General features: G+C 67.5%; 27 protein-coding genes and 1 tRNA gene. 8 read left to right on the top strand and 20 right to left on the bottom strand.

Features of this window, described 5'->3' with window-relative positions; genetic code table 11:
• Positions 1-114: 114 nt before the first annotated feature.
• The 10 genes from fliG to RQG82_RS12730 all read right to left on the bottom strand — a co-directional run bounded on the left by fliG (position 115) and on the right by RQG82_RS12730 (position 8,005).
• A complete protein-coding gene (gene fliG, locus RQG82_RS12775) occupies positions 115-1,197 on the bottom strand; it encodes a flagellar motor switch protein FliG (RefSeq protein ID WP_311259439.1) in 1,083 nt (360 codons plus the stop codon).
• Positions 1,194-2,834: a flagellar basal-body MS-ring/collar protein FliF gene (gene fliF, locus RQG82_RS12770; RefSeq protein WP_311259438.1), complete on the bottom strand. Its 1,641-nt coding sequence runs from the start codon at positions 2,832-2,834 to the stop codon at positions 1,194-1,196. The genes fliG and fliF overlap by 4 nt, the downstream gene beginning before the upstream one ends.
• 2 nt (positions 2,835-2,836) lie before the next feature.
• On the bottom strand, positions 2,837-3,154 hold the full coding sequence (gene fliE / locus RQG82_RS12765) for a flagellar hook-basal body complex protein FliE (protein ID WP_311259437.1): 318 nt from the start codon (positions 3,152-3,154) through the stop codon (positions 2,837-2,839).
• On the bottom strand, positions 3,154-3,546 hold the full coding sequence (gene flgC, locus RQG82_RS12760; RefSeq protein ID WP_042537476.1) for a flagellar basal body rod protein FlgC: 393 nt from the start codon (positions 3,544-3,546) through the stop codon (positions 3,154-3,156). The genes fliE and flgC overlap by 1 nt, the downstream gene beginning before the upstream one ends.
• A complete protein-coding gene (gene flgB / locus RQG82_RS12755; RefSeq protein ID WP_311259436.1) occupies positions 3,543-3,890 on the bottom strand; it encodes a flagellar basal body rod protein FlgB in 348 nt (115 codons plus the stop codon). The genes flgC and flgB overlap by 4 nt, the downstream gene beginning before the upstream one ends.
• Positions 3,891-3,998: 108 nt before the next feature.
• Positions 3,999-4,277: a hypothetical protein gene (locus tag RQG82_RS12750; RefSeq protein ID WP_311259435.1), complete on the bottom strand. Its 279-nt coding sequence runs from the start codon at positions 4,275-4,277 to the stop codon at positions 3,999-4,001.
• Positions 4,278-4,284: 7 nt separating this feature from the next.
• Complete coding sequence (gene fliS, locus RQG82_RS12745) at positions 4,285-4,698, bottom strand: flagellar export chaperone FliS (protein ID WP_311259434.1); 414 nt, start codon at positions 4,696-4,698, stop codon at positions 4,285-4,287.
• A gap of 40 nt (positions 4,699-4,738) precedes the next feature.
• Complete coding sequence (gene fliD, locus RQG82_RS12740) at positions 4,739-6,103, bottom strand: flagellar filament capping protein FliD (RefSeq protein WP_311259433.1); 1,365 nt, start codon at positions 6,101-6,103, stop codon at positions 4,739-4,741.
• Between the two features lie 102 nt (positions 6,104-6,205).
• Positions 6,206-7,030, bottom strand: a complete 825-nt coding sequence (locus tag RQG82_RS12735; RefSeq protein ID WP_311259432.1) for a flagellin — start codon at positions 7,028-7,030, stop codon at positions 6,206-6,208.
• Positions 7,031-7,147: 117 nt separating this feature from the next.
• Complete coding sequence (locus RQG82_RS12730; protein WP_311259431.1) at positions 7,148-8,005, bottom strand: sigma-70 family RNA polymerase sigma factor; 858 nt, start codon at positions 8,003-8,005, stop codon at positions 7,148-7,150.
• 178 nt (positions 8,006-8,183) lie between these two features.
• Between RQG82_RS12730 and RQG82_RS12725 the strand changes: the two genes are divergently transcribed.
• Genes RQG82_RS12725 through RQG82_RS12715 form a run of 3 tightly spaced genes read left to right on the top strand, consistent with a single transcriptional unit; the run spans position 8,184 to position 9,783 of the window.
• Entirely contained in the window at positions 8,184-8,774 is a 591-nt protein-coding gene (locus RQG82_RS12725) for a sulfite oxidase-like oxidoreductase (protein WP_311259430.1), read from the top strand.
• Entirely contained in the window at positions 8,771-9,496 is a 726-nt protein-coding gene (locus RQG82_RS12720) for a ferredoxin reductase (protein ID WP_311259429.1), read from the top strand. Before RQG82_RS12725 ends, RQG82_RS12720 begins: the two co-directional genes overlap by 4 nt.
• The gene (locus RQG82_RS12715) at positions 9,496-9,783 is read left to right on the top strand and encodes a DUF6510 family protein (protein ID WP_311259428.1); all 288 of its coding nucleotides are present in this window, start codon (positions 9,496-9,498) and stop codon (positions 9,781-9,783) included. The genes RQG82_RS12720 and RQG82_RS12715 overlap by 1 nt, the downstream gene beginning before the upstream one ends.
• Positions 9,784-9,846: 63 nt before the next feature.
• On the opposite strand, the gene RQG82_RS12710 is transcribed toward RQG82_RS12715, so the two are convergent.
• The 3 genes from RQG82_RS12710 to RQG82_RS12700 are packed head-to-tail and all read right to left on the bottom strand — an operon-like array spanning position 9,847 to position 12,032.
• Positions 9,847-9,981 (bottom strand): methionine/alanine import family NSS transporter small subunit, encoded by a 135-nt coding sequence (locus tag RQG82_RS12710; protein ID WP_311259427.1) that lies wholly within the window; start codon positions 9,979-9,981, stop codon positions 9,847-9,849.
• A complete protein-coding gene (locus RQG82_RS12705; RefSeq protein WP_311259426.1) occupies positions 9,978-11,615 on the bottom strand; it encodes a sodium-dependent transporter in 1,638 nt (545 codons plus the stop codon). Before RQG82_RS12705 ends, RQG82_RS12710 begins: the two co-directional genes overlap by 4 nt.
• A gap of 24 nt (positions 11,616-11,639) precedes the next feature.
• On the bottom strand, positions 11,640-12,032 hold the full coding sequence (locus tag RQG82_RS12700) for a DCC1-like thiol-disulfide oxidoreductase family protein (protein ID WP_311259425.1): 393 nt from the start codon (positions 12,030-12,032) through the stop codon (positions 11,640-11,642).
• A 106-nt stretch (positions 12,033-12,138) separates the two neighbouring features.
• On the opposite strand from RQG82_RS12700, the gene RQG82_RS12695 reads away from it, so the two are divergent.
• Complete coding sequence (locus RQG82_RS12695) at positions 12,139-12,477, top strand: ATP-dependent DNA ligase (RefSeq protein ID WP_311259424.1); 339 nt, start codon at positions 12,139-12,141, stop codon at positions 12,475-12,477.
• A 19-nt stretch (positions 12,478-12,496) separates the two neighbouring features.
• Here RQG82_RS12695 and RQG82_RS12690 read toward each other — a convergent pair whose 3' ends face one another.
• Entirely contained in the window at positions 12,497-13,465 is a 969-nt protein-coding gene (locus tag RQG82_RS12690; RefSeq protein ID WP_311259423.1) for a Dyp-type peroxidase, read from the bottom strand.
• A 142-nt stretch (positions 13,466-13,607) separates the two neighbouring features.
• Here RQG82_RS12690 and RQG82_RS12685 point away from each other — a divergent pair, with 142 nt between their 5' ends.
• A complete protein-coding gene (locus tag RQG82_RS12685) occupies positions 13,608-13,967 on the top strand; it encodes a UBP-type zinc finger domain-containing protein (protein WP_396653618.1) in 360 nt (119 codons plus the stop codon).
• Positions 13,964-15,217, top strand: a complete 1,254-nt coding sequence (locus tag RQG82_RS12680) for an FAD-dependent oxidoreductase (RefSeq protein WP_311259420.1) — start codon at positions 13,964-13,966, stop codon at positions 15,215-15,217. The genes RQG82_RS12685 and RQG82_RS12680 overlap by 4 nt, the downstream gene beginning before the upstream one ends.
• Here the strand turns inward: RQG82_RS12680 and RQG82_RS12675 are convergent, their stop codons facing one another.
• Together RQG82_RS12675 and RQG82_RS12670 are read right to left on the bottom strand one after the other, a co-directional pair.
• Positions 15,218-16,861: an MFS transporter gene (locus RQG82_RS12675; protein WP_311259419.1), complete on the bottom strand. Its 1,644-nt coding sequence runs from the start codon at positions 16,859-16,861 to the stop codon at positions 15,218-15,220. It abuts the gene before it with no gap.
• A complete protein-coding gene (locus RQG82_RS12670) occupies positions 16,854-17,579 on the bottom strand; it encodes an alpha/beta hydrolase (RefSeq protein ID WP_311259418.1) in 726 nt (241 codons plus the stop codon). The genes RQG82_RS12675 and RQG82_RS12670 overlap by 8 nt, the downstream gene beginning before the upstream one ends.
• A gap of 230 nt (positions 17,580-17,809) precedes the next feature.
• Here RQG82_RS12670 and RQG82_RS12665 point away from each other — a divergent pair, with 230 nt between their 5' ends.
• A complete protein-coding gene (locus tag RQG82_RS12665) occupies positions 17,810-18,862 on the top strand; it encodes a helix-turn-helix domain-containing protein (protein ID WP_311259417.1) in 1,053 nt (350 codons plus the stop codon).
• 10 nt (positions 18,863-18,872) lie between these two features.
• Here the strand turns inward: RQG82_RS12665 and RQG82_RS12660 are convergent, their stop codons facing one another.
• Positions 18,873-21,173: a helix-turn-helix domain-containing protein gene (locus tag RQG82_RS12660; RefSeq protein ID WP_311259416.1), complete on the bottom strand. Its 2,301-nt coding sequence runs from the start codon at positions 21,171-21,173 to the stop codon at positions 18,873-18,875.
• A gap of 98 nt (positions 21,174-21,271) precedes the next feature.
• Positions 21,272-22,489, bottom strand: a complete 1,218-nt coding sequence (locus tag RQG82_RS12655) for an MFS transporter (RefSeq protein ID WP_311259415.1) — start codon at positions 22,487-22,489, stop codon at positions 21,272-21,274.
• A gap of 193 nt (positions 22,490-22,682) precedes the next feature.
• Between RQG82_RS12655 and RQG82_RS12650 the strand changes: the two genes are divergently transcribed.
• A complete protein-coding gene (locus RQG82_RS12650) occupies positions 22,683-23,519 on the top strand; it encodes an alpha/beta hydrolase (RefSeq protein ID WP_311259414.1) in 837 nt (278 codons plus the stop codon).
• A gap of 55 nt (positions 23,520-23,574) precedes the next feature.
• On the opposite strand, the gene RQG82_RS12645 is transcribed toward RQG82_RS12650, so the two are convergent.
• Positions 23,575-24,009, bottom strand: coding sequence for a hypothetical protein (locus RQG82_RS12645; protein WP_311259413.1), 435 nt, complete (start codon positions 24,007-24,009; stop codon positions 23,575-23,577).
• 162 nt (positions 24,010-24,171) lie between these two features.
• Positions 24,172-24,244, bottom strand: a tRNA-Val gene (locus tag RQG82_RS12640).
• Positions 24,245-24,331: the final 87 nt, after the last annotated feature.

Below are 24,331 nucleotides of genomic sequence, written 5' to 3'. Positions count from 1 at the left end.
AGGGCGAGGCCTGTCCGTGGCCCGTGGGTCGAGCGATCCGTGCTCCCTGCCCACTATCGCGACGCTCCTCCGCGGCCGTAACCGCCGCGGCCGAATCACCTGCCGTCAGAGGGATCACTCGATGAGCTCGTCCTCGTCTTCGCGAGAGATCGTGATCTCCTCCGCGGCCTCCAGATCACGGATGATGCGCACGATCTCGGCGCGGGCCTCATCGACCTGTCTCATGCGCACGGGGCCCAGCACTCGGGTCTCCTCAGCGAGGTTCTCCTGGTTGCGCTCGGTCATGTTGCTCTTGACCTTGTCAGTGATCTGCTCGTCGGCGCCCTTCAGCGCGAGTGCGAGCATGCGAAGGTCTATGCCGCGCAGCACCCGCTGGGCGTCGCGGTCTTCGAGGCGAGCGATGTCGGCGAACGTGACCATGCGGCTGCGGATGTCTTCGGCCAGCGCGAGGTCGCGCCCCTCGAGGCTCGCGAGCAGCGACTTCTCGAGGGCGGTGTCCGACCTGTTGATGATCTCGACGAGAGGCTGGACGCCGCCGATCGACTCGTGGTTGTCGCGCATCGCGAAGACGCCGGTACGAGAGCGCAGAGAATCGGCGACGATCGAGATCGCCTCCTGGGTCGCGGTGCCCATCGTCGCGATCGCCTGGGCGACATCGGTGCGCAGCGGGTCCTGCAGTGCGGCGAGCACGGCCGCCGCGCGATCAGCACGCAGGTTCGCCAGCACCACGGCGACCGTGGTCGGCAGCTCGCCCTCGATGATCGTGGCGAGCTGCGCCGGGTCGGCCGCGTTGAGGAAGTCGAAGGACACCGAGCCCTGCGACATCACCCTGCCGACCATCCCGACGGCCTTCTCGCGCCCGAACGCCGTCTCGAGCAGTCCGGTCGCGAGTTCCTGACCGCCACGCGACGGCACGGAGCCGCCGGTGGCGATGCGGCGGAACTCCGCGAGAGCGCGGGCGGTCGAGGCGACGTCCACTCCCCCGAGCTGCGTGAGCTCGGCGGCGAGCATCTCGGAACGCTCCTCGCCCAGGTGACGCAGCACCTCGGCGCTGGCGGCGCGGTCCATGTTCATCAGCACGATCGCGGCCTTGCGAAGGCCGCTCATCTCCGGCACGGCAACCGCTGCGGGCGCCACGGCGGTCGAGACCTCGACCGTGTCGGCCTGCGCATCCAGCAACTCGGTCAGCGCGCTCATACGGTCGCCTCGTCCATCAGGTCGGCCAGCGCGCTGGCGATCGTGTCGGGTTCGCGCTTGGCCAGATCGTCGATCTCACGGCGTCTGCGCTCGACGAGCACCTTGTCGGGCTCCGGCTCGTCATCGAGCTCGATCGATGCCGAGGGCAGCAGCTTGGTGGGTGCCGGTGCGATGATCGCCTCGGCCTCCTTCAGCCCTCTGAGCGAGCGGAGCTTCTGCTCCTCGCTCTCGGTGACCGTGGCGAAGTACTCGATGGGGCCGTCTTCTGTGTAGAGCACGCGACGCTTCATCTTGCGGCGCACGACGAGGAAGACGATCAGGATGATCACGGCGAGCAGGATCGATCCGCCGATGATCGCCGACCGCAGAAGCTCCTGCTGCAGCTGCGCCTCACGCTCGGCCTCTGCCGCCTGGAGCGCGGTCGCAGCCGCGGTCGCTCCCGCCTCGTTGAACTCGACGAACTCGACGGCGATCTCGTCGCCGCGCTCGACGTTGATGCCGGCGGCCGATGCCACGAGCGATTCGATCTGGTTGGCCGTCACACCCGTGACGGTTCCCCTGTTCAGCGCGATGCTCACCGTCTGCCGCGTCACCTCTCCTGCCGGAGTGATGGTCTTCTCCGTCGACTTGTTCACGGCGTTGTCGCGAGAGGTCTCCTCGAATTCGTAGGCGCCTGTGCCCTCCGCGTTGTTCGGGACCGCGATGTTGTCGGGCCCGAGCACGCCGGTGCCGCCCGCTTGACCGCCGTTGTAGGTCTCCGTCTTGGTCTCCTCCGACGCGCTCAGCTCGCCCTCGGGGGCCGAGTACGTCTCGTCCATGCGCTCTGACGTGGAGTTCGCGACGTCGGCCGACACCGTCACGGTGGCGTTTCCGGGCCCGACGATCGTCTCGAGCATGTTGCTGACCGAAGCGGCGACCTTCGCCTCGTGCTCTGTCGCCTGCTTCGACGAGTTGCCGGTGAGGCCGGTTCCGACAGCCGAGAGCACCCGGCCGTCCTGATCGGTCACAGCGACGTCCTCGGGGGTCATCCCCGGCACAGCGGCGCTCGTGAGGTGCACGATCGCCTCGATCTTCTCGTCGCTGAGGGTCGATCCGTTGCGGGTCTTCACGAACACGGATGCGGTCGGGCTCTGCCGCTCCGACACGAAGACGCTCTCCTCGGGGATCGCGAGCTGCACGGAGGCGGTCGAGATGCCCTCCATGGCACCGATCGTGCCGGCCAGCTCGCCCTCGATGGCGCGCTTGTAGGTGACCGACTGCTGGAACTCGCTCGCCGTCACGCCCATGTCGTCGAGCAGCGTGTATCCCTCGCTGGTGTCGCCCGGAAGCCCGGCCGACGCCGCTGCCAGGCGCTGCGCGTAGACCTGATCGTCGGGCACGAGGATGGTCGCGCCGCCCTCGGTGAGCTCGTAGCCCACGCCCGCCGACTTCAGCTGCTCGACGACCGCCGAGGCATCGCCGGCACTCAGACCGGTGAACAGCGGACTCATCTGCGGCTTGGTGAGCCACGCGCCGAGCGCGATGGCCCCCATCACGAGCAGCGCGACGCCGATGACGGCGATCGTGCGCTGTGCGAGCGAGAATCCTGAGACGACCAGCTTCGCGCGGTCGTAGTAGCTCGTGAGCATCTTGGGCATCGTCAGGCCTGCATCCTCATGATCTCGTTGAATGCCGAGACGCTGCGGTCACGCACGGCGACCACCAGATCGAGCGTCACGGAGGCGCGTGTCGAGGCGATCATCGCCTGATGAATGTCCTGCAGGTCGCCGGTGACCGCCTGCACCGCGAGTTCGTTCGACGACGACTGCAGCTGCTGGAGGTTCTCCACAGCGCCCGAGAGCGATGTCGCGAAGGTACTGCCCGATGCCGAGGCACCTGACACCTCCGGCCCCGTCTCGAAGCTGAGCGCAGAGAGCGGGGTGACGCCTGTCGCGGCGACGGCCTCGACGCCGGGCATCAGTTGCGGCCGATCTGCAGTGCGGCCTCGTAGGTCGTCTTCGCACGATCGACGACAGCGGCGTTCGCCTCGTATCCGCGCTGCGCGAGGATCAGCATGCTCATCTGGTCGCCGAGCTCGACGTTCGGGTACTGCACATAGCCGTCCTCGTTCGCGTAGGGGTGCTCGGGGTCGTACACGAGCTTGGCCTCGGCATCGGATTCGACGACGCCCGCGACGTAGACGCCAGGGCTCTCCGTGCCGGCCTGCACGGTGACGAACTTCTCTCGGAAGGCCTCCTGGCCCGCAGGGGTGGCCGTGTTCACGTTCGCGATGTTGTCGCTGAGCGCGTCGAGCCACTTGCGGTGCGCGGTCAGGCCGGTGCCGGCGATGCCGATCGCGTCGAAGGTCATGCGGAGGCCTGCCCGATCGCCTTGGTGATCGACGCCGCCTGGCCGCCGATCGCCTGACTCGCGAACTGGAACCGCAGCACGGTGTCGATGTTCGACAGGGTCTCGGTGTCGAGGTTGACGTTGTTGCCGTTCAACCTGGTCGGCTCGAGCGATCTTTCGACCGTCGCGGCGACGGTGCCGGATCCGCCTTCGACGGCGGAGCGCAGCTCGTCCTCGAACTGGACGCGCTGGGCCTGGTAGCCGGGGGTGTTGACGTTGGCGATGTTCTCGGCGATCGAGCGTTGGCGCAGGGCCAGCCCGTCGAGGGCGCTGATCAGCGCAGAGGAGGTGACGGATTCGAGCACGGGGGCACTCCGGACGTTGGTGGAGAAGCCGATCCCTGGCCAATCGTCGAGCGATCCGTGCTCTGTGTCGACTATCGCGACACCCGACCGCTCACGTAACCGTGATGCTCAACCCTCGACGTCGAGATAGACGGGCGCGTCGGTCTTCGAGGTCGGCACCCGCCGCAGCGCGGCGATCTCGCGCGCGACATGGGCGCGGGAGGTGACGAGTCCGCCGATCATGAGCTGCTGACGCGCGAGCACGGCTTCGGCGCGCTCGCGCAGCTCCTCCGGCACGGGGCCGGGCGGCGCGTCGAAGGACTGCTCGTCGAGCTGCTCGTCGGCAGCGTCGAGAGCCCGCTCGAACTGGTCGAGCACCGTCAGCCAGGCCGAGAGGTTGTCAGGCACGGGGGGCTCAGGCCAGTGCCGTGATGGGCGTCTGCGTGCTCGACGTGATCGCCGCGGCAGCCGCATGCCAGGCCTCGCGCAACGGAATGACGAGATCGCGGCACTCTGCGGTGGCGATCCGATCACGGGCGATGTTCGCGGTGATCAGACGGCCCGTGAGGTAGGTGTAGACGCCACGCAGTTCGGCCGAGCCGTCCCACTCATCGGTGAGCGAGCTGTTCAGCTCGGCGACGATCTGCTGCGCGTGCAGGAGGTGGTTCCCCGCCGCCGCCCAGTCTGCCGACTCCTGCGAGGCGTCTGCGCGCTCGATGTCGACCAGAAGGCGGTCGTAGAGCAGCACGAGAAGGCGTTCGGGCGTGGCCGAGGCGACCTGCTGCTCGAGGTACTGCTGCTTGGCGCGGTCGAGAGAGGTGATGGGCATGGTTCTGGTCTCCGATGCGATGGTGGTGGCGGTGCTCAGGTCACGACGTCGTCGTGCTGTTGAGGCCTGCGAGCTGCGAGGTGAGCCACGACGACTGCGACTGCAGCTTCGAGAGCTGGACCTCGAGCTGCGCATACGTGCGCTCGAGCGTCGCCTGCCGCTGCTCCAGCCGGACGTCCCATCGCTCGACCTGGGTCTTGAGCGTCTTGACCTCGGTCTCCTGACCGGTGATGCGCTGCGTCAGCAGCCCGTCGTACTTGTCGGAGTACTGGTCGGTGACGCCTTCGACGCGTCCGGCGATCGACGAGAAGATCTCCTGGGTCTTCTCCGGATCCTCGGCGAGGGCCTTTCCGAACTTCTCCGCGTCGAACGAGAGCACGCCCTTGTCGCTGATCGAGATTCCGATCGTCGACGGCGATACTCCGTCGACCGGATGCTGCATCGCGTTCGCGAGAGCGCCGCGGAGATTGCGAACGGTACTGTCTCCGGTGAACACGCCGAGAGTGGTGGACTCGCCCACATCTCCGACCGTCGCCTTCGATCCGTTGTCGATGCGCGTCAGCAGCGCGGCGATCTCCTTGACGTATGTCTCGGCGGTCGTGGTCTGCTTCTTGTCGTCCCTGGCGACGGCCACCGTCACAGGATCAGCGCTGGGCTTCGTGACCGTGACCTCGATGCCCTCCCCCACGCTGATCGTGTTGCTGGCGCTGTTCAGCGTCTGCTCGGCGGTGGTTCCGGCGAACAGACGGATCCGCGCGTCCGCGCCCTGCGTGATGACGGCGGCGCCCGGCTCGGCGCCGAGATCCGTCGAGGTGCCCGCTGCGACGTCCGCGGCAGTGCCCCTGTGCACGGTGAACTCACCGGCCGCGCCGGTCTCGATCGACGTCAGCTGGATGCGCGAGAGCGGCTTGCCGTCGGCATCCATACCGGCGGGGACGACCGTCGCGCTCACTCCGGCCTTCGACGCGTTGATGGCTTTGGCCAGGTCCTGCGGACCGGTGCCGAGCGGGGTCACCTCGATCGGCTCGCCGTCGGAGCCGACGAGAGTGAATGCGCCACCCCACTCCGTCGCCCCGGCGGATGCCGTCACGATGGAATGCGCCGCGGCGACGGCATCGACGACGATGTCGGTCGAGAACGCCGACGCTTTCGCACCGGCGGTGACGGTGACGGTCTCGGATGAGGAGGATGCGGTGAACGAGGCCAGCGACGAGGGCGCGGCGGCGGTCTTGGCCTTGGCGACGAGCTCCTGCAGCGTGGTGTTCAACGACTGGAGGTTCGTGATGATCGAGTTGCGGTCCGCGATCTTGTTGGTGATGAGCGTCTTCGGAATCGCCGAGACGTCCATGAGCGCTTTGATGAGCTCTTGTGTCTTGAGCCCTGATACGAGTCCGTCGAGTTTCATCCCGGTCGTCTTCCGTGCGGTGTGGTCTGGGGTGTCCTACAGGAAGGCGCCCGAGCGGAGGTGACTCCGCCCGGGCGCCTGATGCGCCTCAGGCGCAGCGACTCAACGGAGAAGCTGCAGGACGCCCTGGCCCGACTGGTTCGCCTGAGCGAGCATGGCGGTGCCGGCCTGCTGCAGGATGTTCGAGGCGGTGTACTTGACCATCTCGGCCGCCATGTCGGTGTCCGCGATGCGGCTCTTCGCTGCGGCCAGGTTCTCGGCCGAGACCTGCAGCGAGTTGATCGTCGACTCGAAGCGGTTCTGCACCGCACCGAGGCCGGCACGTGCCGTCGAGACGTTGGTGATCTGCGCGTCGACCGCGGCGATCGTGGTGAGCGCGTTCGCAGCGGAGTCGACCGTCAGCGCGCCGATGGTCGCGCCGAGGCCCGAGAAGTCGGTCAGCGTGACCGCGATCTGGTCCTCTGCGGCGTCCGACCCAGCTCCGACCTGGAACGTCAGCGTGCTCGCGCTGTCGAGCAGCTTGATCCCGTTGAAGTTGGTGCTGGCGGCGACGCGGGTGAGCTCCTCGCCGAGCGAGTCGATCTCGGTCTTGATGGCGGTGCGCGAATCGGCGTTGTTCGAGTCGGAACCCGCCTGCACAGCGAGGTCACGAACGCGCTGCAGGATCGAGTGCACCTCGGTGAGCGCGCCTTCTGCGGTCTGGATGACCGAGATGCCGTCCTGAGCGTTGCGGGCTGCGACGTTCAGGCCGTTGACCTGCGAACGCAGGCCCTCGGAGATGGCGAGACCGGCGGCGTCATCGGCTGCGCGGTTGATGCGCAGACCGCTCGAGAGCTTCTCGAGCGACTTCGAGACGTCGTTCTGGTTGACAGAGAGGTTGCGGTACGCGTTGAGTGCACCGACGTTGGTTGCGATCTGAAGACCCATGAGAATTCCTCCGTGGTTATGGGGCTGGACGCGGGCCCATCCGTGGGCCTGCACAACCGACATTCGCGACATGCGGCGCCGACGTAACCATCGACGGAGAAGATTCGGGTCGACGTGTCACACGGCGGCGAGAAGCTCGCTCGACCGGTCGCGGGTCTCGGGGCGGATCGGGCCGAACAGCGTCTCGAAGAACTCCGCCCGCGCCTTGGTCGATCGGTCGCCCGTCGTGCCGGTCTCCCAGGCCTCCATGGCTTCCCGCATCAGTTCGAGACCACGCGAGCGCAGCTTCGACACGTAGGCGTGGCTCACCGCGAGCTCTTCGGCGATGTCCTTCACCATCCGGTCGTCGAGGTAGATCCCGCGGACGACCTGCTGCATCGCCGCCGGCAGGGCGTCGACCACGCGATTCATCATCGCCCGGGTCTCGGACTGCTCGACCGCGTGTTCGGGGAGGATGACGCTGTCGGTGAGGTCGACCGCTTGACGACCCGTCTCGACGTCGAAGTGCTCCTCGAAGCTGATCGCCGTGCGCACCATCTCGTCGAGCTTCATCATCTCGGCCACGACGTCGACGGCGAGACCCGACTCCCTGGCGAGCTCGGCTGTGCTCGCCACGCGGCCGGTGCGAGCGAGGACCGTCTCGGCGGCGACCCGCACGCGTTCGATCTTGTCGCGACCGCGCTCGCCTGCTGGGTCTGCTCGCCGCATCTCCGACAGCATCGCCCAGTTGATCTGGCTGCTCGCGAAGGCGCCGAACGGAATGCCCCGCGCCGGGTCATATGACATCGCCGCGCGGGCGAGGCCCAGGCGTGCGGCGGAGAGCAGATCGTCGAGGTCGACGTGCGTCGCCGACCTCGCCTTCTCGACAGCCAGGAAGGTCGCGAGCGGCATGTTGTCGCGCGCCAGCTTCTCGGGCGAGGCAGGGGTGTCGTCAGGCTGAGTGGAATCAGCAGAAACAGCGAAACTACTCAGCAATGTGACTCCGTGTCTTGATCAACTGTTTTACGAGTGAAGCTAGCACGAAGCGCACGTTTATGAGTAGAAAATGATTAGGGCGCGCCGTTCCGAGATCGCCCTAGAATCGGTCGCAGACGGCAGGTGACTCCTACGAGCGATTCGCAGCCCCACTCCGACCGAACGAAAGAAGACGATCATGGGTGTGATCTCCCGCGGCTTCGGTGCACGGCGACGTGAGTCAGACGACCGCCTCCCTCCGGGCCAGTACCTCACCGAGGACTTTCCGGTGCTCTCCGCGGGGCCGACGCCGCGCGTCTCCACCGACACGTGGGAGTTCGCCGTCGTCGGTCTCGACGGCATCCGCCGCACCTGGTCGTGGGACGACCTGCAGGCGCTCCCGATCGACACCATCACCACGGACATCCACTGCGTGACCCGATGGTCGAAGCTCGGCACCCAGTGGCGCGGCGTCTCTCTCGATCACCTGCTGCAGGATGCCGGAGACGGCGATTTCACGCGGGTCTTCTCCTATGGCGGGTACACCACCAACGTCCCTCGCGCCGACCTCACCGGCGGCAAGGCATGGGTGGCGTTCGAGTTCGAGGGGCAGCCGCTCGCGGCAGAGCACGGGGGCCCTGCGCGCCTTCTGGTCCCCCACCTCTACTTCTGGAAGTCCGCCAAGTGGGTCCATGGTCTGGATCTGCTCGAGAACGACGAACCCGGATTCTGGGAGCAGAACGGCTACAACATGTACGGAGATCCGTGGAAAGAGGAGCGTTACTGGTGACCACGGCGCCACTGTGGCTGGTCGCGAGAGTCGTCGAGACGCGAAACCCGACGCCCCACGGTCGCGTGCTCGAGCTGCGGGTCGACGGGTGGCCGGGGAACCTGGCCGGCCAGCACGTCGATGTGCGTCTGACCGCAGAAGACGGCTATCAGGCGGTCAGGTCGTACTCCCTCGCGTCGTCCGGTGACTCCGACATCATTGAACTCGCCGTCGACGAAGTGCCCGAGGGAGAGGTCTCTCCCTATCTCGTCGAGGATGTGCGTGCGGGAGACGAACTGGAAGTTCGCGGGCCGATCGGCGCCTACTTCGTGTGGACTCCCGCTCAGACCGAGCCCGTGCAACTGATCGCCGGCGGATCGGGGATCGTTCCGCTCATCGCGATGGCGAGGCAGCATGCGAGCGCGGGCAGCTCGGCACCTATGCGGTTGCTGTACGCGGTGCGTTCGACCGGCGACGCGTTCTACGCAGACGAACTCGAAAGCCTCGCCGACGATGCCTTCCTCGTCGACTGGGCTTACAGCCGCTCGGCGCCTGCGGGCTCGGCCCGACCGGCCGGCAGGGTGGATGCGGCGACGATCATGGCCTCCACCTTCCCCGCCGCCGAGCACCCTTCGGTCTACGTCTGCGGACCCACGGGCTTCGTCGAGGCGGTCGCAGACCTGCTCGTCGCGGCGGGGCATCCGCCCGAACGGATCCGCACAGAGCGCTTCGGAGGTGCCTGATGGACGCTGCTCACCCCGGTCATCGCACGAGAGTCGACGGCAATGCCGCAGGCGGGATCCTGCTCGAGCTCTTCGGCAGGGACATGACCAGCGCGCGAGCGGAATGTTCGCACTGCGACCGCGAGGCCGAGCTCGCGGATGCGATCGCCGAACTCGATCCGGCCGGAGTCATCCTCCTCTGCCGTGGATGCGGTCGCACGCTGCTGACCTGTCTGCGCGACGACGAGAAGGTGACCCTTGTGATCGGCGCCCTGAGTCTCCTGCGGTGGCCGGCCGACGCCCGATAGACGCGCCGCCAATGATGCGGGTCCTGACGCGACCCGGGGGTCAGCCGAGCCGCCCGGCGTCGGTCAGAGCTCTACGGGCGGGGCGGGATTCGAGTCCGCGGCCTCGGGGTGACGCGCGAGGTTCACGACGGCGGCGACGAGGCCGCCCCAGATCGTGACCATCGCGATGATCATCATGACGATCGCCGTCGTGGTCATGAGCCCGCTCCCTTCTCCGTCGTGCGAGGTTCCGAGGTCGGCACCGTCTGGATCGACGAGGTCTCGGCATCCGGCTCGTAGTCTTCCTCGGCGAGGAACTCGTCGTATTCCGGGTCGTCCTTGGCGTGCGAGCGACCGCCCCACGGCAGCGCCGACAGCAGCAGTGCGAGCGCAACGAGTGCGATGACCATCCCCCATCCGAAGACGGCGAGGAACCATCCCGGGTAACCGCCGTACGGCTCGGAGATCTTCGAGATCAGCTCGGTGACGAGCAGGTAGCCGAGCACCAGCGGCGCCAGCGCACCGACCAGCAGCATCCAGACCCGACCGACCCGGAAGCTCGAACGGCGGTCGAGGTGATCGACGAGCGCCGGCAGCTTATGCAGCAGCCAGGCCACGACGATCACGGCCACGAGCGCGACGGCCATGATGCCGAAGGCGTTGACGAACGCGTCAGCCGTATCCAGGACCGACAGAGCGGTTGTCGTCGAGAAGAGGGCCATCGAGACGATCGCGAGCGGAATCGACACCGTGAGGGTCGTGCGGATGCGCGCCCACCCGAGCTTGTCCTGGAGGGCTGCGACGATCACCTCGAGGATGGAGATGAGCGAGGTCACGCCGGCGAAGACCAGCGCCCCGAAGAACAGGACGCCGATGATCGAGCCGCCGGCCGCCTGCGAGACGATCGTCGGGAACGCGATGAACGCCAGTCCGATGCCCGACGACGCGACTCCGGCGACCTCGGTGCCCTGCGCCTGAGCCATGAAGCCGAGGGCGGCGAACACGCCGATGCCCGCGAGGATCTCGAAGCCCGAGTTCGCGAAGGCGACCACCAGGCCGGAGCCAGTGAGGTCGGTCTTGCGCTTCAGGTACGACGAGTACGTCACCATGATGCCGAAGGCGACCGACAGCGAGAAGAAGATGTGCCCGTAGGCCGAGGCCCACACGGCGGGGTCTCCGAGTGCCTCCCAGTTCGGGGTGAAGAAGGCATTCAGTCCGTCCATCGCGCCGGGCAGGAACAGCGACTGCACCACGAGGATCGCGAACATCACCGTCAGCAGCGGCATCAGGATCATGTTGGCCCGGCCGATGCCGCGCTTGACACCCAGCGCCATGATCACGATGACGATCAGCCAGACCGCGACGAGCGGCAGCCCGACCTGAGGCACGAACTCGGTCGAGATGCCGACCTCGGCGACGTCGGCCGAGCGGAGGAAGTCGATGAAGAAGAAGTCGTTCTCGTTGCCGGGCCCCCAGGTGAGCTGAGCGGAGAACCAGGTGTACATCGCCGCCCACGCGATGATGACCGCGTAGTAGACCGAGATGACCACGCAGATGAGCACCTGCCACCAGCCGAGCGGCTCTGCCCTGCGGTGCATCCGGCGGAACGCCAGCGGTGCAGAACCGCGGAACCGGTGACCGATCGCGTAGTCGAAGAACAGCAGCGGGATGCCGGCGGTCAGCAGCGCGCAAAGATAGGGGATGAGGAACGCGCCGCCCCCACCCTCGTACGCCACGTAGGGGAACCGCCAGATGTTCCCCAGCCCAACGGCCGAGCCGATCGCAGAGAGGATGAAGACGTTCCGCGATCCGAATGCCTCACGTTTGGGGGTCTGCGTCGTTGCGGTGGCCATGCGCCGAGAGTACCGGAGTCGCGATCAGTTGACAGCGCGACTCTCGGGGCGCGGCAGCGCGCAGGCGGCGGTCCCCCCGGGAAGCCGGTGCCTGAAGCGGGCGATCAGCGTGTAGCCGAGCGCCGCAGCCCAGGAGAACGGGGGCGTCACGAGCAGCTGGCCCACGACGCGGAGGGGCCTCGAGCGCTGCATCCTCAGCAGTGCGGCGAAAGCGGCGTGACCGCGGAACCGGCGTTCGCCGACCAGGAGCCACGCGTAACGGGTGACCTCGGCGGAGCTCAGGCCGATCTCGTCGAGGTCGAGCCACTGCCATGGCTGAGCCTCAGGGAACCTGGGGAGCCACCGCTCGAGTCGCCGCACCCACGTGGTGCAGAAGGCACAGTCACCGTCATAGACGAGCAGCGGTTGCGGACGCATGGCATCGACCTTACGCCTCGCCCTGCTCCCCGTTCTTCCCGCCCGGTCGCGCGGGCGGTCTGCAAGGGTCTTGCGACACGCCACGCGCCACTGTAGGTGTGGGCGTATGGGCAGGTTCGTGTACGAAGGAAGCCAGAAGGCCGAGATCGACGATCGCACGCTCCACCATCTGCAGGTGGTCGTGACGACGAAGCTGCGACGAGGTGAGCCCTTCCTGTTCACCTGGAAGGATGACACCAGCATCGGCGGCGGTCGCAGCACGGTGTGGTTGCACCCTGGTTGCAATCTCGTCTTCAGTTACTCCGTCGGCCGGGTACCCGACCTCAACCGGCAGTGGATCGAGGCGCTCGCGTTCACCGCGAACGCACCGTCGGGGTTGTATGTCGTCCGCGAGCCCGACGGTGAGCCGAGCGCTGACCACGGTCGACCCGCTCGCGCCGGGTGAGAAGCGCTCACCCGGGTGGCTACGCAGGGAGCTGCTCGTCCGCGAGGCTGCTGAGGAAGTCCGCGGATGGAGCGAAGAAGGTGCAGCCGGTTGTCGCCTTCGAGAAGTCGAGCAGCCTGTCGTGAGCGCCGGGCGGATCGCCGATGAACATGTTCTCGAGCATCTTCTCGATGACCCAGAGATATCGCGAGTATCCGATGAAGTAAGTGCCGAACGACGAGGAACCAGGGCTCCCGAAGGGCATGTTGTCACGGAGGATGTCGTGCTCGACACCGTCGACGACGATGGTGGCGAGCGTCTTGTGGGATTTCTGCCCCACGACGGCGTCGTCCAACTCGACGTTGTCCGCTTTCTTCCGACCGATGATCGCCTCCTGCTGCTCGGTCGTCAGAGACTGCCACTGGTCGAGCTCATGCAGATACTTCTGGACGACGACGTAGCTGCCGCCGACGTTGTCTCCGTCTTCCGCACCCACGAGAGTCGAATCGTTCACGGCATTCCCGACCGGATTCGCAGTGCCGTCGACGAAGCCGAGCAGGTCGCGGACGTCGAAGTAGCGGAAGCCGGTCGTCTCGTCGATGACGGTCACGGCGTCGCCGAGAGCGTCGAGAAGCTGCCGTTCGAACTCGAAGACGAGATCCTGTCGGTTCGCACGGATGTGGAAGAGCAGATCACCGGGGGTGCTGGGTGCGGTGTGCGCGGCGCCCACGACCGGCGCGAAGGGGTGCAGCTCCGCGGGAGCTCGGCGGGCGGTGAGTCGCGGCCAGGCGGCAGGGCCGATGCCGACCGTGCACGACAGCATCGCATCGAGATCACGGAATCCCACGTTCTTCACGATGTCGTCGATGCCGCTGATCGCGTCACGCACGGTCGCTGCGGCGTCCGCGCCGTCTGCGATCTGCAGCACGAGGAAGGTCGCGCTGGATGTCAGGGGTGCATCGACCTTCTGCGATTGGATCGGGACTCGGCGGGAGGGAGAGCTGCTCACGTTCTCGAACCTAGAGGATGTCCACGAGCAGGGCTTCGACGGGTGTCGAACGAGCAGCAAGACTCCGGCAGACATGCTTGAGTACCACGCGGAATCCCGACATCATGACCCCGACAGCACACCGACGACAGGAGACCCGCCCATGAGCGATGTCAGCGACTTCATCCGTTCAGATGTCCCGCCATCCGGCCCCGGGTGCGTGGATTGCGAGAGCATCGGCTCGTGGTGGCTGCATCTGCGACGGTGTGCATTCTGTGGGCACATCGGATGCTGTGACGACTCCTTGCACAAGCACGCGACGAAGCATGCGCACACGAGCGGCCATCGGGTGATCCAGAGCTTCGAGCCCGGCGAGGACTGGTTCTGGGATTTCGACACCGAGACCGCTTTCGACGGCCCCGTGCTCGCTGCGCCCCACAGCCATCCGCTGTCGCAGACCACCCCGGGTCCTGCTGAGCGAGTGCCGGCGGATTGGCAAGAGCAGCTCGCCGGGAACGCATGACCGAGCCTGCAGACGACAAGCCGCCTCTTCGGCTCATCGCGGATGCCGATGGCCCGGACGCATACGCTCTCCGCGACTATCTGACCCGCAGCGAAGTCCCCTTCCTCTCGATCGTGGTGCCGGCGGGATCCTCGTCTGCGGCGGATGTCGATCTCGCCGGCAGGCGCCTCCCCCTGGTGGTCCTGTCGGATGGCGGCATCCTCGAAGACCCGACCCCTGAGCAGGTCGCGTCGGCTCTGGGCTGGGTCAACCCGCCAGCCCGGTCGACGTACGACCTGATCATCCACGGTGCGGGTCCTGCAGGACTCTCGGCTGCGGTCTACGCCGCGTCGGAAGGTCTCAGCGTGGCCGTCGTCGAACGCGATGCCGTGGGTGGGCAGGCCGGCTTCAGCAGTCTCATCGAGAACTACCTCGGCTTTCCCGGTGGGATCTCCGGAGCAGAGCTCGCAGAGCGTGCACGCCGGCAGGCGGTCTCGTTCGGTGCGGATCTCGTCCTCATGCGCCACGGGGTCGACCGCACGTTCAGAGACCACGACGTGCGGGCGCTGCTGGCCGACGGCTCGGAGATCCACGCCCGCGCGGCCCTGTGCGCGACAGGAGTGCAGTGGCGTCGTCTCGACCTGCCTCGCGCCCACGACCTCGAGGGCGCGGGCGTCTACTACGGCGCCGGCACCAGCGAGGCCTCCACCTGCATCGGACAGCATGTGTACGTCGTCGGCGGCGCGAACTCCGCAGGTCAGGCCGCGATGAACCTGGCCGCACACGCCGCGCATGTCACGGTGCTCGTGCGCGGACCATCGCTCTCGTCGACCATGTCGGCGTACCTGCTCAACCGGCTCGCCGTGCAGCCGAACGTCACCATCCTCGTGAACACCCGGGTCGTCGCCGTGGACGGCGACGACCACCTGCAGGAGATCGTCCTCGACCAGGCGGGCACGGCCACGCGGTTGCCTGCCACGCACCTCTTCGTCTGCATCGGCGGGGCGCCCAACACCGAATGGGCGGAGACGACCGATGTCCGGCTCGACGCCCGCGCTTTCCTGCTCACCGGCGTCGACCTCTCGCCCGACGACCTGGATCGATGGCCGCTGGCGCGCGCCCCCTACTATCTCGAGACGTCCGTCCCCGGGGTCTTCGCCGCCGGTGATGTCCGCGCGAACTCCGTCAAGCGCGTCGCGTCGGCGGTGGGCGAAGGCGCCATGGCGATCACTCTCATCCATCGATACCTGGCCGAGGTCGCTCCGCTCTGATCACCGCAGCGGTGTGATGCCCATGCGGTGGCGGTGAGGTCGCGAGATCTCCAGCAAGTGCGCGATCTCCGGTGCGGTGTCGCTCATGGCGCGGGCACGAGCGATGAGCTCTGCATCGAACTCGGTGGTCCGCCCCTCGTGCTGGCTCACATGCTCCCGCCACGAGCCGACCGCGTACGCCTCCACGACGGACTCCGGGTCGTCCGCATCCACGTACACCTGCCAGTCCCTGGCACCGGTCCGCAGACGCGTCTGCTCGACCCGCTGCATCAGGGCGAGGAATTCCTGCCTTCGCTCCTGCGGAATCCGGTATCGGATCAGCACCAGAACGGCAGAGTCATCGTCACCACCGGCGCGCGGCTGATCCTCGACCCCTGGCACCTCGACGATCCCCCGGCCGATACCGGCCGTGGCGGGCATGGGCCACACGAGCAGGGAGATCCCGCCGAGGCCACACAGTATCCCGGCTCCGACGACCACGAGACCCGGGTCCCAGATCGCCGCGAGCACACCTGCGCCTGCAGAGCCGGCGGCGGTGCATCCGAACAGCACGAGTTGGTAGAAGGAGAGGCCGCGCGTGCGCACCCAGACGGGCAGGAACGCCTGGATGGTCCCGTTGATGGTGGCGATCACACCGATCCACGCGAGCCCTGTCGCCACGAGTGCCGGAAATGTCACCCACAGCGTGGGCGAGACCTCGAGCGTCACGAGGCCCACGCCGAAGACCACCGAGGATGCCAGCACCACGCCGTTGACGGCCGCGACGCGTCGTGCCCACGGGAGCACGAACGCACCGACGATCGATCCGGCCCCGAGCGCAGCCAGTAGGAGGCCGTATCCACTGGCGGAGAACCCGAGGGAGTTCTTGGCGATGGTCGGGAGGAGCGCCCACAGGGCGTTCGCGGGAATGAGGAAGACAGCGAGCCGCAGCAGGATGAGCCGGACGATCCGCGAATGGCGGACGTAGCGGATCCCGGCCCTGGTCGCATCGACGAAGGGTTCCGGCCGAGTCGCGGGCGGGCTGTACGTCTTCCAGAAGAAGAGCACCCCGAGGAACACGAGGAACGAGAGCGCATTGAGGAAGAAGACCGCCGCGACTCCGAACTGCGCGACGACGAGACCGGCGATCGCCGGTCCCACCGCCCGCGCGATGTTCACGCCGATGGATGAGAGGCTCGCCGCGTCGATCAGCAGCTTGGGCGGCACGATGTCGGGCACCAGCGCCTGGAACGCAGGGAGCTGGATCGCCGAGACCGTCCCCAGCACGAACGTCGACGCCAGCAGGATCGTCGTGGTCGTCTGACCGATCGCCGTCAGGTAGGTCAACCCGAGCACGACCGCGAGTTGCACGATCTGCGACCAGAGAAGGACGAGCCGACGGTTGAGGAACTCGCCGATGACGCCGGCCGGAATCGCGAACAGCAGCACGGGAGCTGCCGAGGCCGTCTGGACCAGCGCCACGAGCAGCGGGGATCCGTCGTCTTGAACGAGCAGCCACTGGGCGCCGACCGTCTGCATCCAGCTTCCGATGTTGCTGACGATGGACGCCAGCCACACCAGACGGAAGATGGGCACGGCGAGCGGAGCGAACCCGGCCTTCCACCCGACGCGCGTCTCTGCAGCACTCACCTGCACCTCAGCCATGGTCAGCGATCTCCTCGAGGATGCGTCCGATGAGCTGCACGATCTCCGCAGCGTGGCTCTGAGTGACCAGATGGGGCGCGTCGAGTTCCATCACCGCTCGGCAGCCCGCCCGCTGATACCCGAAGCGCTGGAGCTGCGGGCTGACCAACCGGTCGTCGGTCGCCACCACGCCCCAGCTCGGCTTCGCCCTCCAGCCCGCGCCGGACGCCCGCTCGGTGAACACCGAAGCGGCGATCGGGCGCTGCGAGACCGCGAGAACACCCGACTCGTCGGAGGGCAAGCCCTGCGCGAGCAGACGAGCGAACTGGTCGGGAGCGACAGTGAGCTCTGTCCGACGTGCTCCGCCGTCTGCGGGCAACAGGGCGGGCACGAGGTGGCCTGACGCTTCGTCCGGGGTGAAGAGATCGCGCATCTCGGCGATGCTCTCTCCCTGATCCAGGGCGTATCCCGAGATGAAGAGCAGTCCGGTGACGTTCGTCGCTTCGCCGGCCACGGTGACGACCGCTGCTCCGTATCCATGCCCGACGAGGAGAACCTCTCCGTCGACGCGCTCGACGAATCCACGGATGTAGTCGCAGTCACCGTGGAAGCTGCGACCGTTCACGTGAGGCGCGAGCACCCGATGTCCGCCGTCGAGCAGACGGAGCACGATCGGCCACCACCCCGATGCGTCCACAAAGGCGCCGTGCACGAGGACCACCGTGCTGGATCTCATCATCTCGCCACCTCGCGGTCGTTCGTGTGTGTGAGACGAATCTAAGAACCGAGGCGCCCCCGACCATCCGACAGGAGTCGAAGACGACGCATCCTCACTTCTGCCTGCTTTCTTCCTGGTGTGCACACGCCGAAGAGGGTTCCATGAGACGTACTGGAGTTCGGTGAGGCGGAGTCCCCTCCCACCGACGCAGAACGACACGGTGAGCCCATCCCCCGCACAGGAGCGAACCCATGACGATCAGCGACACGACGGCCGAAGCCACCTCGATGGCGCTGCACGGGATCGCGCTCCAGCTCGAGTCATCACTGAACCGCAGAGTGATGATCCACGAGGTCGGCTCAGCGACGCCTGTCAGCGCGCAGTCGGCCTCGATCCTCTCCGTCGCGGTGCAGGACGACGGTGTGGCCATCGCGTTCATCGTGGTCGATCTGGGTGCAGGCTCGCCCCTCACGGCGAGCGAGTTCGAAGCCGTCGATGCGGCGACCGCGCTCGTCCGGATCAGCCTTCGCCGTGACCTCGGTTCCTCGCGAGCGGATCGCGAGTCGATCCTGCGCGACCTGCTGGACGTCGAGGAGTCGGTGCGCCGAGACGCCTATTCGCGCGCGCTCCGGCAGAGGTGGGTGCAGCGCGAGGCGGGCACGGTCGTGCGCGCCGTTCTGATCGACTCCGCCGTCACCGACGTCGAGCGCATCGCCTTCGGCCGCCACCTCGCCCATCTGCGTCCTGTCCCCGCTCACTTCGTCACGCTCGAGGGCGGTGTGGTCATGCTGGTCGGGCAGCCGTCCGACATCGACCTCACCGACGTCCTCCTGCAGGAGGCCGCCCGACGCGGGATGAGGATCCTCGGGATCGGCTCAGCCTCGCCGGCGAGAGGCGCCACAGACCTCCGAAGCGCAGCGGATGAGGCGGCGATCGCCGCCTCTCTCGCTGCGGCCCTCCCCCAGTTCCACCCGTCCGTCGACGCGAGCGAGCTGGGTGGCTGGCGGTTGCTCGCCTCTGCGTCTGCAGATCCTGACGCCCTCCGGATCATCTCGCCGGCCGCGCACGTCCTCTACTCGCAGACGGACGACAGCCAGCGTCTGACCGTCGAGACGTATCTCGACGTCGGTGCCAACGTGGTCGCCGCGTGCCAGATCCTCTTCGTCCATCGAACGACCCTCTACTACCGGCTCGAGCGCATGCCCGCGGTGGTGAAGGACGCTCTCGACGACGGTGTGAAGCGCAGCACTCTGCACCTGGCGCTGAAGCTCATCCGGCTCTGGGAGTCGACCGGTCGTCTGTGACCCCGGTGTCTCACGCGACGGTCATGCCCGCTTCCCCGGCCGTTCCGGATGCTCGAGATGAGCCGATGAGCGACACCTCCCGGCGCACTTTCTCGAAGATGAACGCCTCGCTGCTGCCAGGCCCCAGAAGGCTCAGGGCTTCGTCCGCCTCGGCGATCGCCGCCTCGCCTTCACCCGCGTGGATGAGAGCACGGATGTGTCGGCGCATCATGAGCAGGACTCGGGTGTCGTCGTTCAGCGAACGAGCGATGGCGATGCCCAGCTCGCCGACGCGCTTCGCGTCCTCGTGTCGTCCGACGGCGACGTAGGCGTCGATGAGATCGAGACATGCCGCGTACTGGGTGACGATGCTGGTGAGGCTGTCGGTGGTCTCGGCGGATCGGACCCGCGCGAGTGTGGCCTCCGACTCGGCGATGGACTCGAGGAACTTGCCGCGTTTGCCCTTGACCATGGACGACAGCACTTGGGCGTTCTCGAGCCCCGTCGTCTCCTGCGCGACACGGAAGGCGTCGATCGCGGCCGCGGCCGCCTCATCCGCGTCGACGAGACGATCCAGGGACCAGCTCGCCCATCCGATGTAGTACTGCGCCCACCCCTCCTGCGCGGAGTCGCCGGCCCGCCGCGCAGCGGCCAGCGCCGACCGTCCGGTGACCACCGCCTTCTCGCGATCGCCGACCTCGACGATCTCGGCCCACGCGACATATCCCAGCTGGGCGGCTTCCTTTCCTGGATCGCCCAGGCTCTGCGCGGCGCTCGCGGCGAGCGAGAAGAACCGGTGCCAGTTGCCCCAGGTCATCCAGATGTCGGAGTACCAGTGCAGCGCATCGGCGACGTCGCAGACCACCGCGTCGTCGCCGAGCTCTGCGGCTTCCGTGTACGCCGGCCACCAGTGCTCGGCCTCTGCGCGGATCCAGACTGCGGCGGCCTCCGCGCTGACGAACCCGCGGCCGGTGCGCCCGAGAGCAGTCGGCTCCCTCTGCGGCTCATACCAGGCGCCCGCGCGCTCCAGGCTTCCGAGCAGCCAGGATCTGACGTGATCGCGGCGCCGTGAGATCTCGTCCGGCCCGACCGTCATGCCCAGCTTGCTCCGTCCGAAGAGCCGCATCAGATCGTGCAGGCGATAGCGATCGCCGCCACGCGCTTCGAGCATCCCCAGATCGGTGAGTTCGTCCAGGCGAGACTCGACCTCGGCGAGATCGGCCGAACGCGCCGCCGCAGCGGCGAGATGAGCGCCGAACGTCCTCCCGTCGATGAGGGAGATCCAGCGGAACAGTGCGGCGGTTCGAGGGTCGAGCTCGTCATAGGAGAGCGAGATGGCCGTTTCCACCGCCAGATCGCCGGCGACGAGAAGGCGGAGCCGGTCCTCCGACGTGCGCATCCGGCCGAGCAGGTCGTCGACGGTCCACGCGGGCCGGCTGGCGATGCGGTTGCCGACCACGCGGAGCGCCAGAGGGATGTCATCGCAGAGGGCCGCCACCTCGCCCAGAGCGTCGCTATCGGTCGCGGCCTGCGGAATCAGTCGATGGAGGAACGAGATGCTCTCGTCTCGTCGCAGTGGTCCGAGACGAAGTCGCCGCACGCCCTCCAGGCCGGCGAGGCTGCGACGAGAGGTCACGACGACGACATCGCCGGCGCAGATCGACAGGATGGGACGGATCTGAGCCTCGTTCGCGACGTTGTCGAGCAGAACCGTGATCGGAGCGACGTCGGCGGCCGCTCGCCAGCGCGCCCTCGCCTCGCCGAGGTCCGCAGGCGGCTTCTGCTCCGCTCCGGGGAGCTGGCGCAGCATGGCGGTCATCACCTGCAGCGGAGTGAGGGGCGACGCGCTGAAGCCGTCCACCCCGAGGAACACGATGTGGTGACCGCGATACCGCCCTCCCCGCTCGAGGATCTCGATCGCCACGGTCGTCTTGCCGATTCCCGGGGCCCCGCTGATGATCAGCGCGGGGAGCTGCGGATCCGAAGCCGCCGGGCCGTAGAGGATCGCGAGCGCCTCATCGATCTCGGCGTCGCGGCCCGAGAAGTCGAACACCCTGTGTGGCGAGATCGCGCCAGGGCTGTCGGTCGCGAGGGCGGCACGCGGTCGCGACCGCGCCGCGCGGAGGAACGCATGCTGATCGGCCGCATCGAGGCCGAGCCCGTCGGCCAGGGCGTCGACCGTGCGGCGTTGCGGAGAGACGCTTGCGCCTCGTTCGAGATCGCCGATCGTGCGAACGCTGACGCCCGATCGTGCCGCGAGTGCTTCGAGGGTCAGGTTCTGGCCCACTCGCAACGACCGCAGCAGCAGCCCGAAGGGTGAGGGTTCGGTCACGACGTCCGCCTTTCGCTGATATCAGCTTGGCAGGTCTTCTCAGCGGAACGATGGCGGGACGGTTACGAGGCGGTTTCGTCGCCGATAGAGACGAACTCTCAATGCTGCGCGCGCGACGCGGGCCTGGCGATCGCGCGACGCATGATCGCCGCTGCCGAGACCGTCGCGACCAGGACGACGGAGATGAACACGAGCAGCACCGTCGTCTGCGACGCGAACGTGAGGATGACGCCGATGGCGAGCACCGGCAGGGCGAGCCCGCAGTACGCGATCAGGAAGATCAGCGCCAACGTCTCACCGCGTCGACCGGGCTCGGCGAGTCCGGATGCCGTGGCCACCGCCGATTTGAACAGCAACCCCACACCGACGCCTGCCACGACGCCTCCGCCGAGGAACACCGCGAGCGACGGCAGCAGTGTTCCTGCGGCGACCGCGACGAGGCCCAGCGCGCAGCAGACAGCCGCGACGGTGAGCTGGATGCGCAGCGGCACGCGGGCGAGAGCCACCTGCCCGGATGCCGCGGCGGCGAACACCGAGCACGCCGTCACGCCGGCGAGAAGGTGGTCGTGCTCGCCGAAGGTGCTGATGAGGATGGTCGGTGCGAGTGAGGTGAACAGCCCGAAGAGGGCGAACCCCGCGAACGCCCCGAACCCGGCGGCGACGAACGCCGTTCTCGAGCGCGGTGGCGCAGCGATGCGCTGGGGCCGATACCGCCGCGGCACACTCGGCGGTGTCACGGTCTCGGGAACGCAGGCGACGGCGATCGCGGCGGCGATGAGCACGACGAGGAACACCGCGTGCGGCAGCACGAGCGGTGCGGGCAGGAACTCGGCGAACAGACCGCCGATCAGCGGTCCGAGCGCCAATCCACCGAGGTTCGCCGCACCGGCCACCGACGCTGCGACGGTCACGTTCTCGGTCGGTCTGGAGTGCGCGCGCAGCTCGCCGAGATGTGCGGTGGCCGTGGCGGTGAGGATGCCGACGCTCGCACCGTTCACCAGCCGCGCGACGAGGAGACCGGGCACCTCGTGCCACAGCAGGAACAGGACGGCGCTGAGCGCAGCGATGAGGATCGCGATGACCAGCATCCGGCGCCGCCCCATCCAGTCGCTGACGTGCCCGAGCAGGAACAGGCTGAGCACGACGCCGACGGCGAAGGCCGCGAAGATCAGCGTGATGACCGAGACGGGGAACCCGTCGGCCTCCTGGTAGAGCGGGTACAGCGGGGTGGGCACCGTCGCGTACGCCATCACGAGCACGAAGGCGGACGCGACCACCCAGAATCCCGCACCGTGCGAGATGCGAGAGTTCGACATGGTGCAGACGCTACCGCGAGACCGCCGGTCGACACCGGACAGATGTCGAAAGCGACCGGGGTGGATCCCATACAGATGTCGAGCGGTCGATGGTGACGCGCGGGTTAGCGTGGTCGCGCTCCCACGAAGCAGACGTGGGGCGATCGACAGTCGCCCGGCATCGTTCGGGACGACGGAAACCTGGAGGCTGATCATGGCGTTCGTGACCACGGATGATGGCGCAGAGATCTACTACAAGGACTGGGGCAGCCCTGACGCGCAGCCCATCATGTTCCACCACGGCTGGCCGCTCTCGTCGGATGACTGGGACGCTCAGATGCTGTTCTTCCTCGGCAAGGGCTACCGCGTCATCGCCAGCGACCGCCGGGGTCACGGAAGGTCGTCGCAGATCGGCACCGGACACGACATGGATCACTACGCCAGCGATGCCTCAGCGGTCGTCGAGCACCTCGACCTTCGCAATGCGATCCACATCGGCCACTCGACGGGTGGCGGCCAGGTCGCACGCTATGTCGCACAGTACGGTCAGCCCCAGGGGCGAGTCGCCAAGGCTGTGCTCGTGTCGTCAGTGCCCCCGCTGATGGTGCAGACGGACGCCAACCCGGAGGGCACGCCGATCTCGGTCTTCGACGGCTTCCGCGAGGCGCTGGCTGCGAACCGTGCGGAGTTCTTCCAGGCGGTCGCCTCCGGGCCCTTCTACGGATTCAACCGCGAGGGCGTGGAACTCTCCGAGCCCGTGGTGGCGAACTGGTGGCGCCAGGGCATGACGGGCAGCGCGCTTGCTCACTACGAGGGGATCAAGGCCTTCTCCGAGACCGACCAGACCGATGACCTCAAGGCCATCACGGTGCCGGTCCTGGTCATCCAGGGCGATGACGACCAGGTCGTGCCGTACAAGGATGCATCGGTGAAGCAGGCCGAGCTTCTGAGCGACTCGACCCTGAAGATCTACGAGGGCTTCCCGCACGGCATGCTGACCACGCACGCCGACGTGATCAACCCCGACATCCTCGCCTTCATCCAGCAGTAGCAGCTTCAGCGCGATTCGACGGCGCATCCGGGCTCAGTGCCCGGGTGCGCCGTCGCTATGAGCCGGAGAGACCGGCTCCGGCGACGTCGAACGCGGCGCTGAGCAGACCGATGGCGATCGCTTCGGCGAGCGGTTCGAGCGGTCGGCGCTCCCTCGGGTCCTCCCACGGGCCGTTGTCCGGCAGCGGGTCACGGTCGCGACGACGAGGGATGAGGTGAGCGTGCACGTGCGAGTCGGCCTTACTCGAGAGGGCGAGGTCGACGCGGTCGGCGCCGGTGGCTCGTCTGATGATGCGCGCGGCGCAGTGGATGTCGGCCATGAACAGCTCCGCGACTGCCGGCGGCGCGTCGGCGATGTCGTCGTAGTGATCGCGGAGGCTCACGATGCTGCGCCCGGGAAACCGGGCGTCGGAGAACAGGCCGATGCGGGAGACGCTCAGGCGGCCGACCGGGTTGGCCAGGGCGAACTGACACTTCTGACAGGTGTTCACGTGGCTCCTTCCCGGCATCGCCTTGACGTCCGCGAGCCGCTCAGAGTCCACGAAGAACTCTATGAGAGGGGCGCGGTCACAGGAAAGAATGCGTGCAGTCTGGCCACCAGCGCCATGGTGCGCTATCTTCCAGCGCAGTCCAGAACCAGGACGAGAGTGAGGTGGGCCCTGCCGGGATCGAACCGACGACATCCACGGTGTAAACGTGGCGCTCTACCAGCTGAGCTAAAGGCCCTGGTGCGTCCAGTCTACAGATGACCCGGTGCGCGCTCATGTCGAGGAAGGGGGATAGGCTGAGGGCGGCACGCGTTGTGCACAACCG

Source organism: Microbacterium sp. WCS2018Hpa-9 (assembly GCF_031843745.1).
Classification (GTDB): domain Bacteria; phylum Actinomycetota; class Actinomycetes; order Actinomycetales; family Microbacteriaceae; genus Microbacterium.
Note: the sequence above shows the minus strand (reverse complement) of the source record. Positions and strands in the feature narration are given on the sequence as shown.

Bases quoted from the DNA above. Each gene is read 5' to 3' on its own strand.
- fliG (WP_311259439.1), bottom strand. From the start codon at position 1,197: ATGAGCGCGCTGACCGAGTTGCTGGATGCGCAGGCCGACACGGTCGAG.
- fliF (WP_311259438.1), bottom strand. From the start codon at position 2,834: ATGCCCAAGATGCTCACGAGCTACTACGACCGCGCGAAGCTGGTCGTC.
- fliE (WP_311259437.1), bottom strand. From the start codon at position 3,154: ATGCCCGGCGTCGAGGCCGTCGCCGCGACAGGCGTCACCCCGCTCTCT.
- flgC (WP_042537476.1), bottom strand. From the start codon at position 3,546: ATGACCTTCGACGCGATCGGCATCGCCGGCACCGGCCTGACCGCGCAC.
- fliS (WP_311259434.1), bottom strand. From the start codon at position 4,698: ATGCCCATCACCTCTCTCGACCGCGCCAAGCAGCAGTACCTCGAGCAG.
- fliD (WP_311259433.1), bottom strand. From the start codon at position 6,103: ATGAAACTCGACGGACTCGTATCAGGGCTCAAGACACAAGAGCTCATC.
- RQG82_RS12735 (WP_311259432.1), bottom strand. From the start codon at position 7,030: ATGGGTCTTCAGATCGCAACCAACGTCGGTGCACTCAACGCGTACCGC.
- RQG82_RS12725 (WP_311259430.1), top strand. From the start codon at position 8,184: ATGGGTGTGATCTCCCGCGGCTTCGGTGCACGGCGACGTGAGTCAGAC.
- RQG82_RS12715 (WP_311259428.1), top strand. From the start codon at position 9,496: ATGGACGCTGCTCACCCCGGTCATCGCACGAGAGTCGACGGCAATGCC.
- RQG82_RS12710 (WP_311259427.1), bottom strand. From the start codon at position 9,981: ATGACCACGACGGCGATCGTCATGATGATCATCGCGATGGTCACGATC.
- RQG82_RS12705 (WP_311259426.1), bottom strand. From the start codon at position 11,615: ATGGCCACCGCAACGACGCAGACCCCCAAACGTGAGGCATTCGGATCG.
- RQG82_RS12700 (WP_311259425.1), bottom strand. From the start codon at position 12,032: ATGCGTCCGCAACCGCTGCTCGTCTATGACGGTGACTGTGCCTTCTGC.
- RQG82_RS12695 (WP_311259424.1), top strand. From the start codon at position 12,139: ATGGGCAGGTTCGTGTACGAAGGAAGCCAGAAGGCCGAGATCGACGAT.
- RQG82_RS12685 (WP_396653618.1), top strand. From the start codon at position 13,608: ATGAGCGATGTCAGCGACTTCATCCGTTCAGATGTCCCGCCATCCGGC.
- RQG82_RS12680 (WP_311259420.1), top strand. From the start codon at position 13,964: ATGACCGAGCCTGCAGACGACAAGCCGCCTCTTCGGCTCATCGCGGAT.
- RQG82_RS12675 (WP_311259419.1), bottom strand. From the start codon at position 16,861: ATGGCTGAGGTGCAGGTGAGTGCTGCAGAGACGCGCGTCGGGTGGAAG.
- RQG82_RS12670 (WP_311259418.1), bottom strand. From the start codon at position 17,579: ATGATGAGATCCAGCACGGTGGTCCTCGTGCACGGCGCCTTTGTGGAC.
- RQG82_RS12665 (WP_311259417.1), top strand. From the start codon at position 17,810: ATGACGATCAGCGACACGACGGCCGAAGCCACCTCGATGGCGCTGCAC.
- RQG82_RS12655 (WP_311259415.1), bottom strand. From the start codon at position 22,489: ATGTCGAACTCTCGCATCTCGCACGGTGCGGGATTCTGGGTGGTCGCG.
- RQG82_RS12650 (WP_311259414.1), top strand. From the start codon at position 22,683: ATGGCGTTCGTGACCACGGATGATGGCGCAGAGATCTACTACAAGGAC.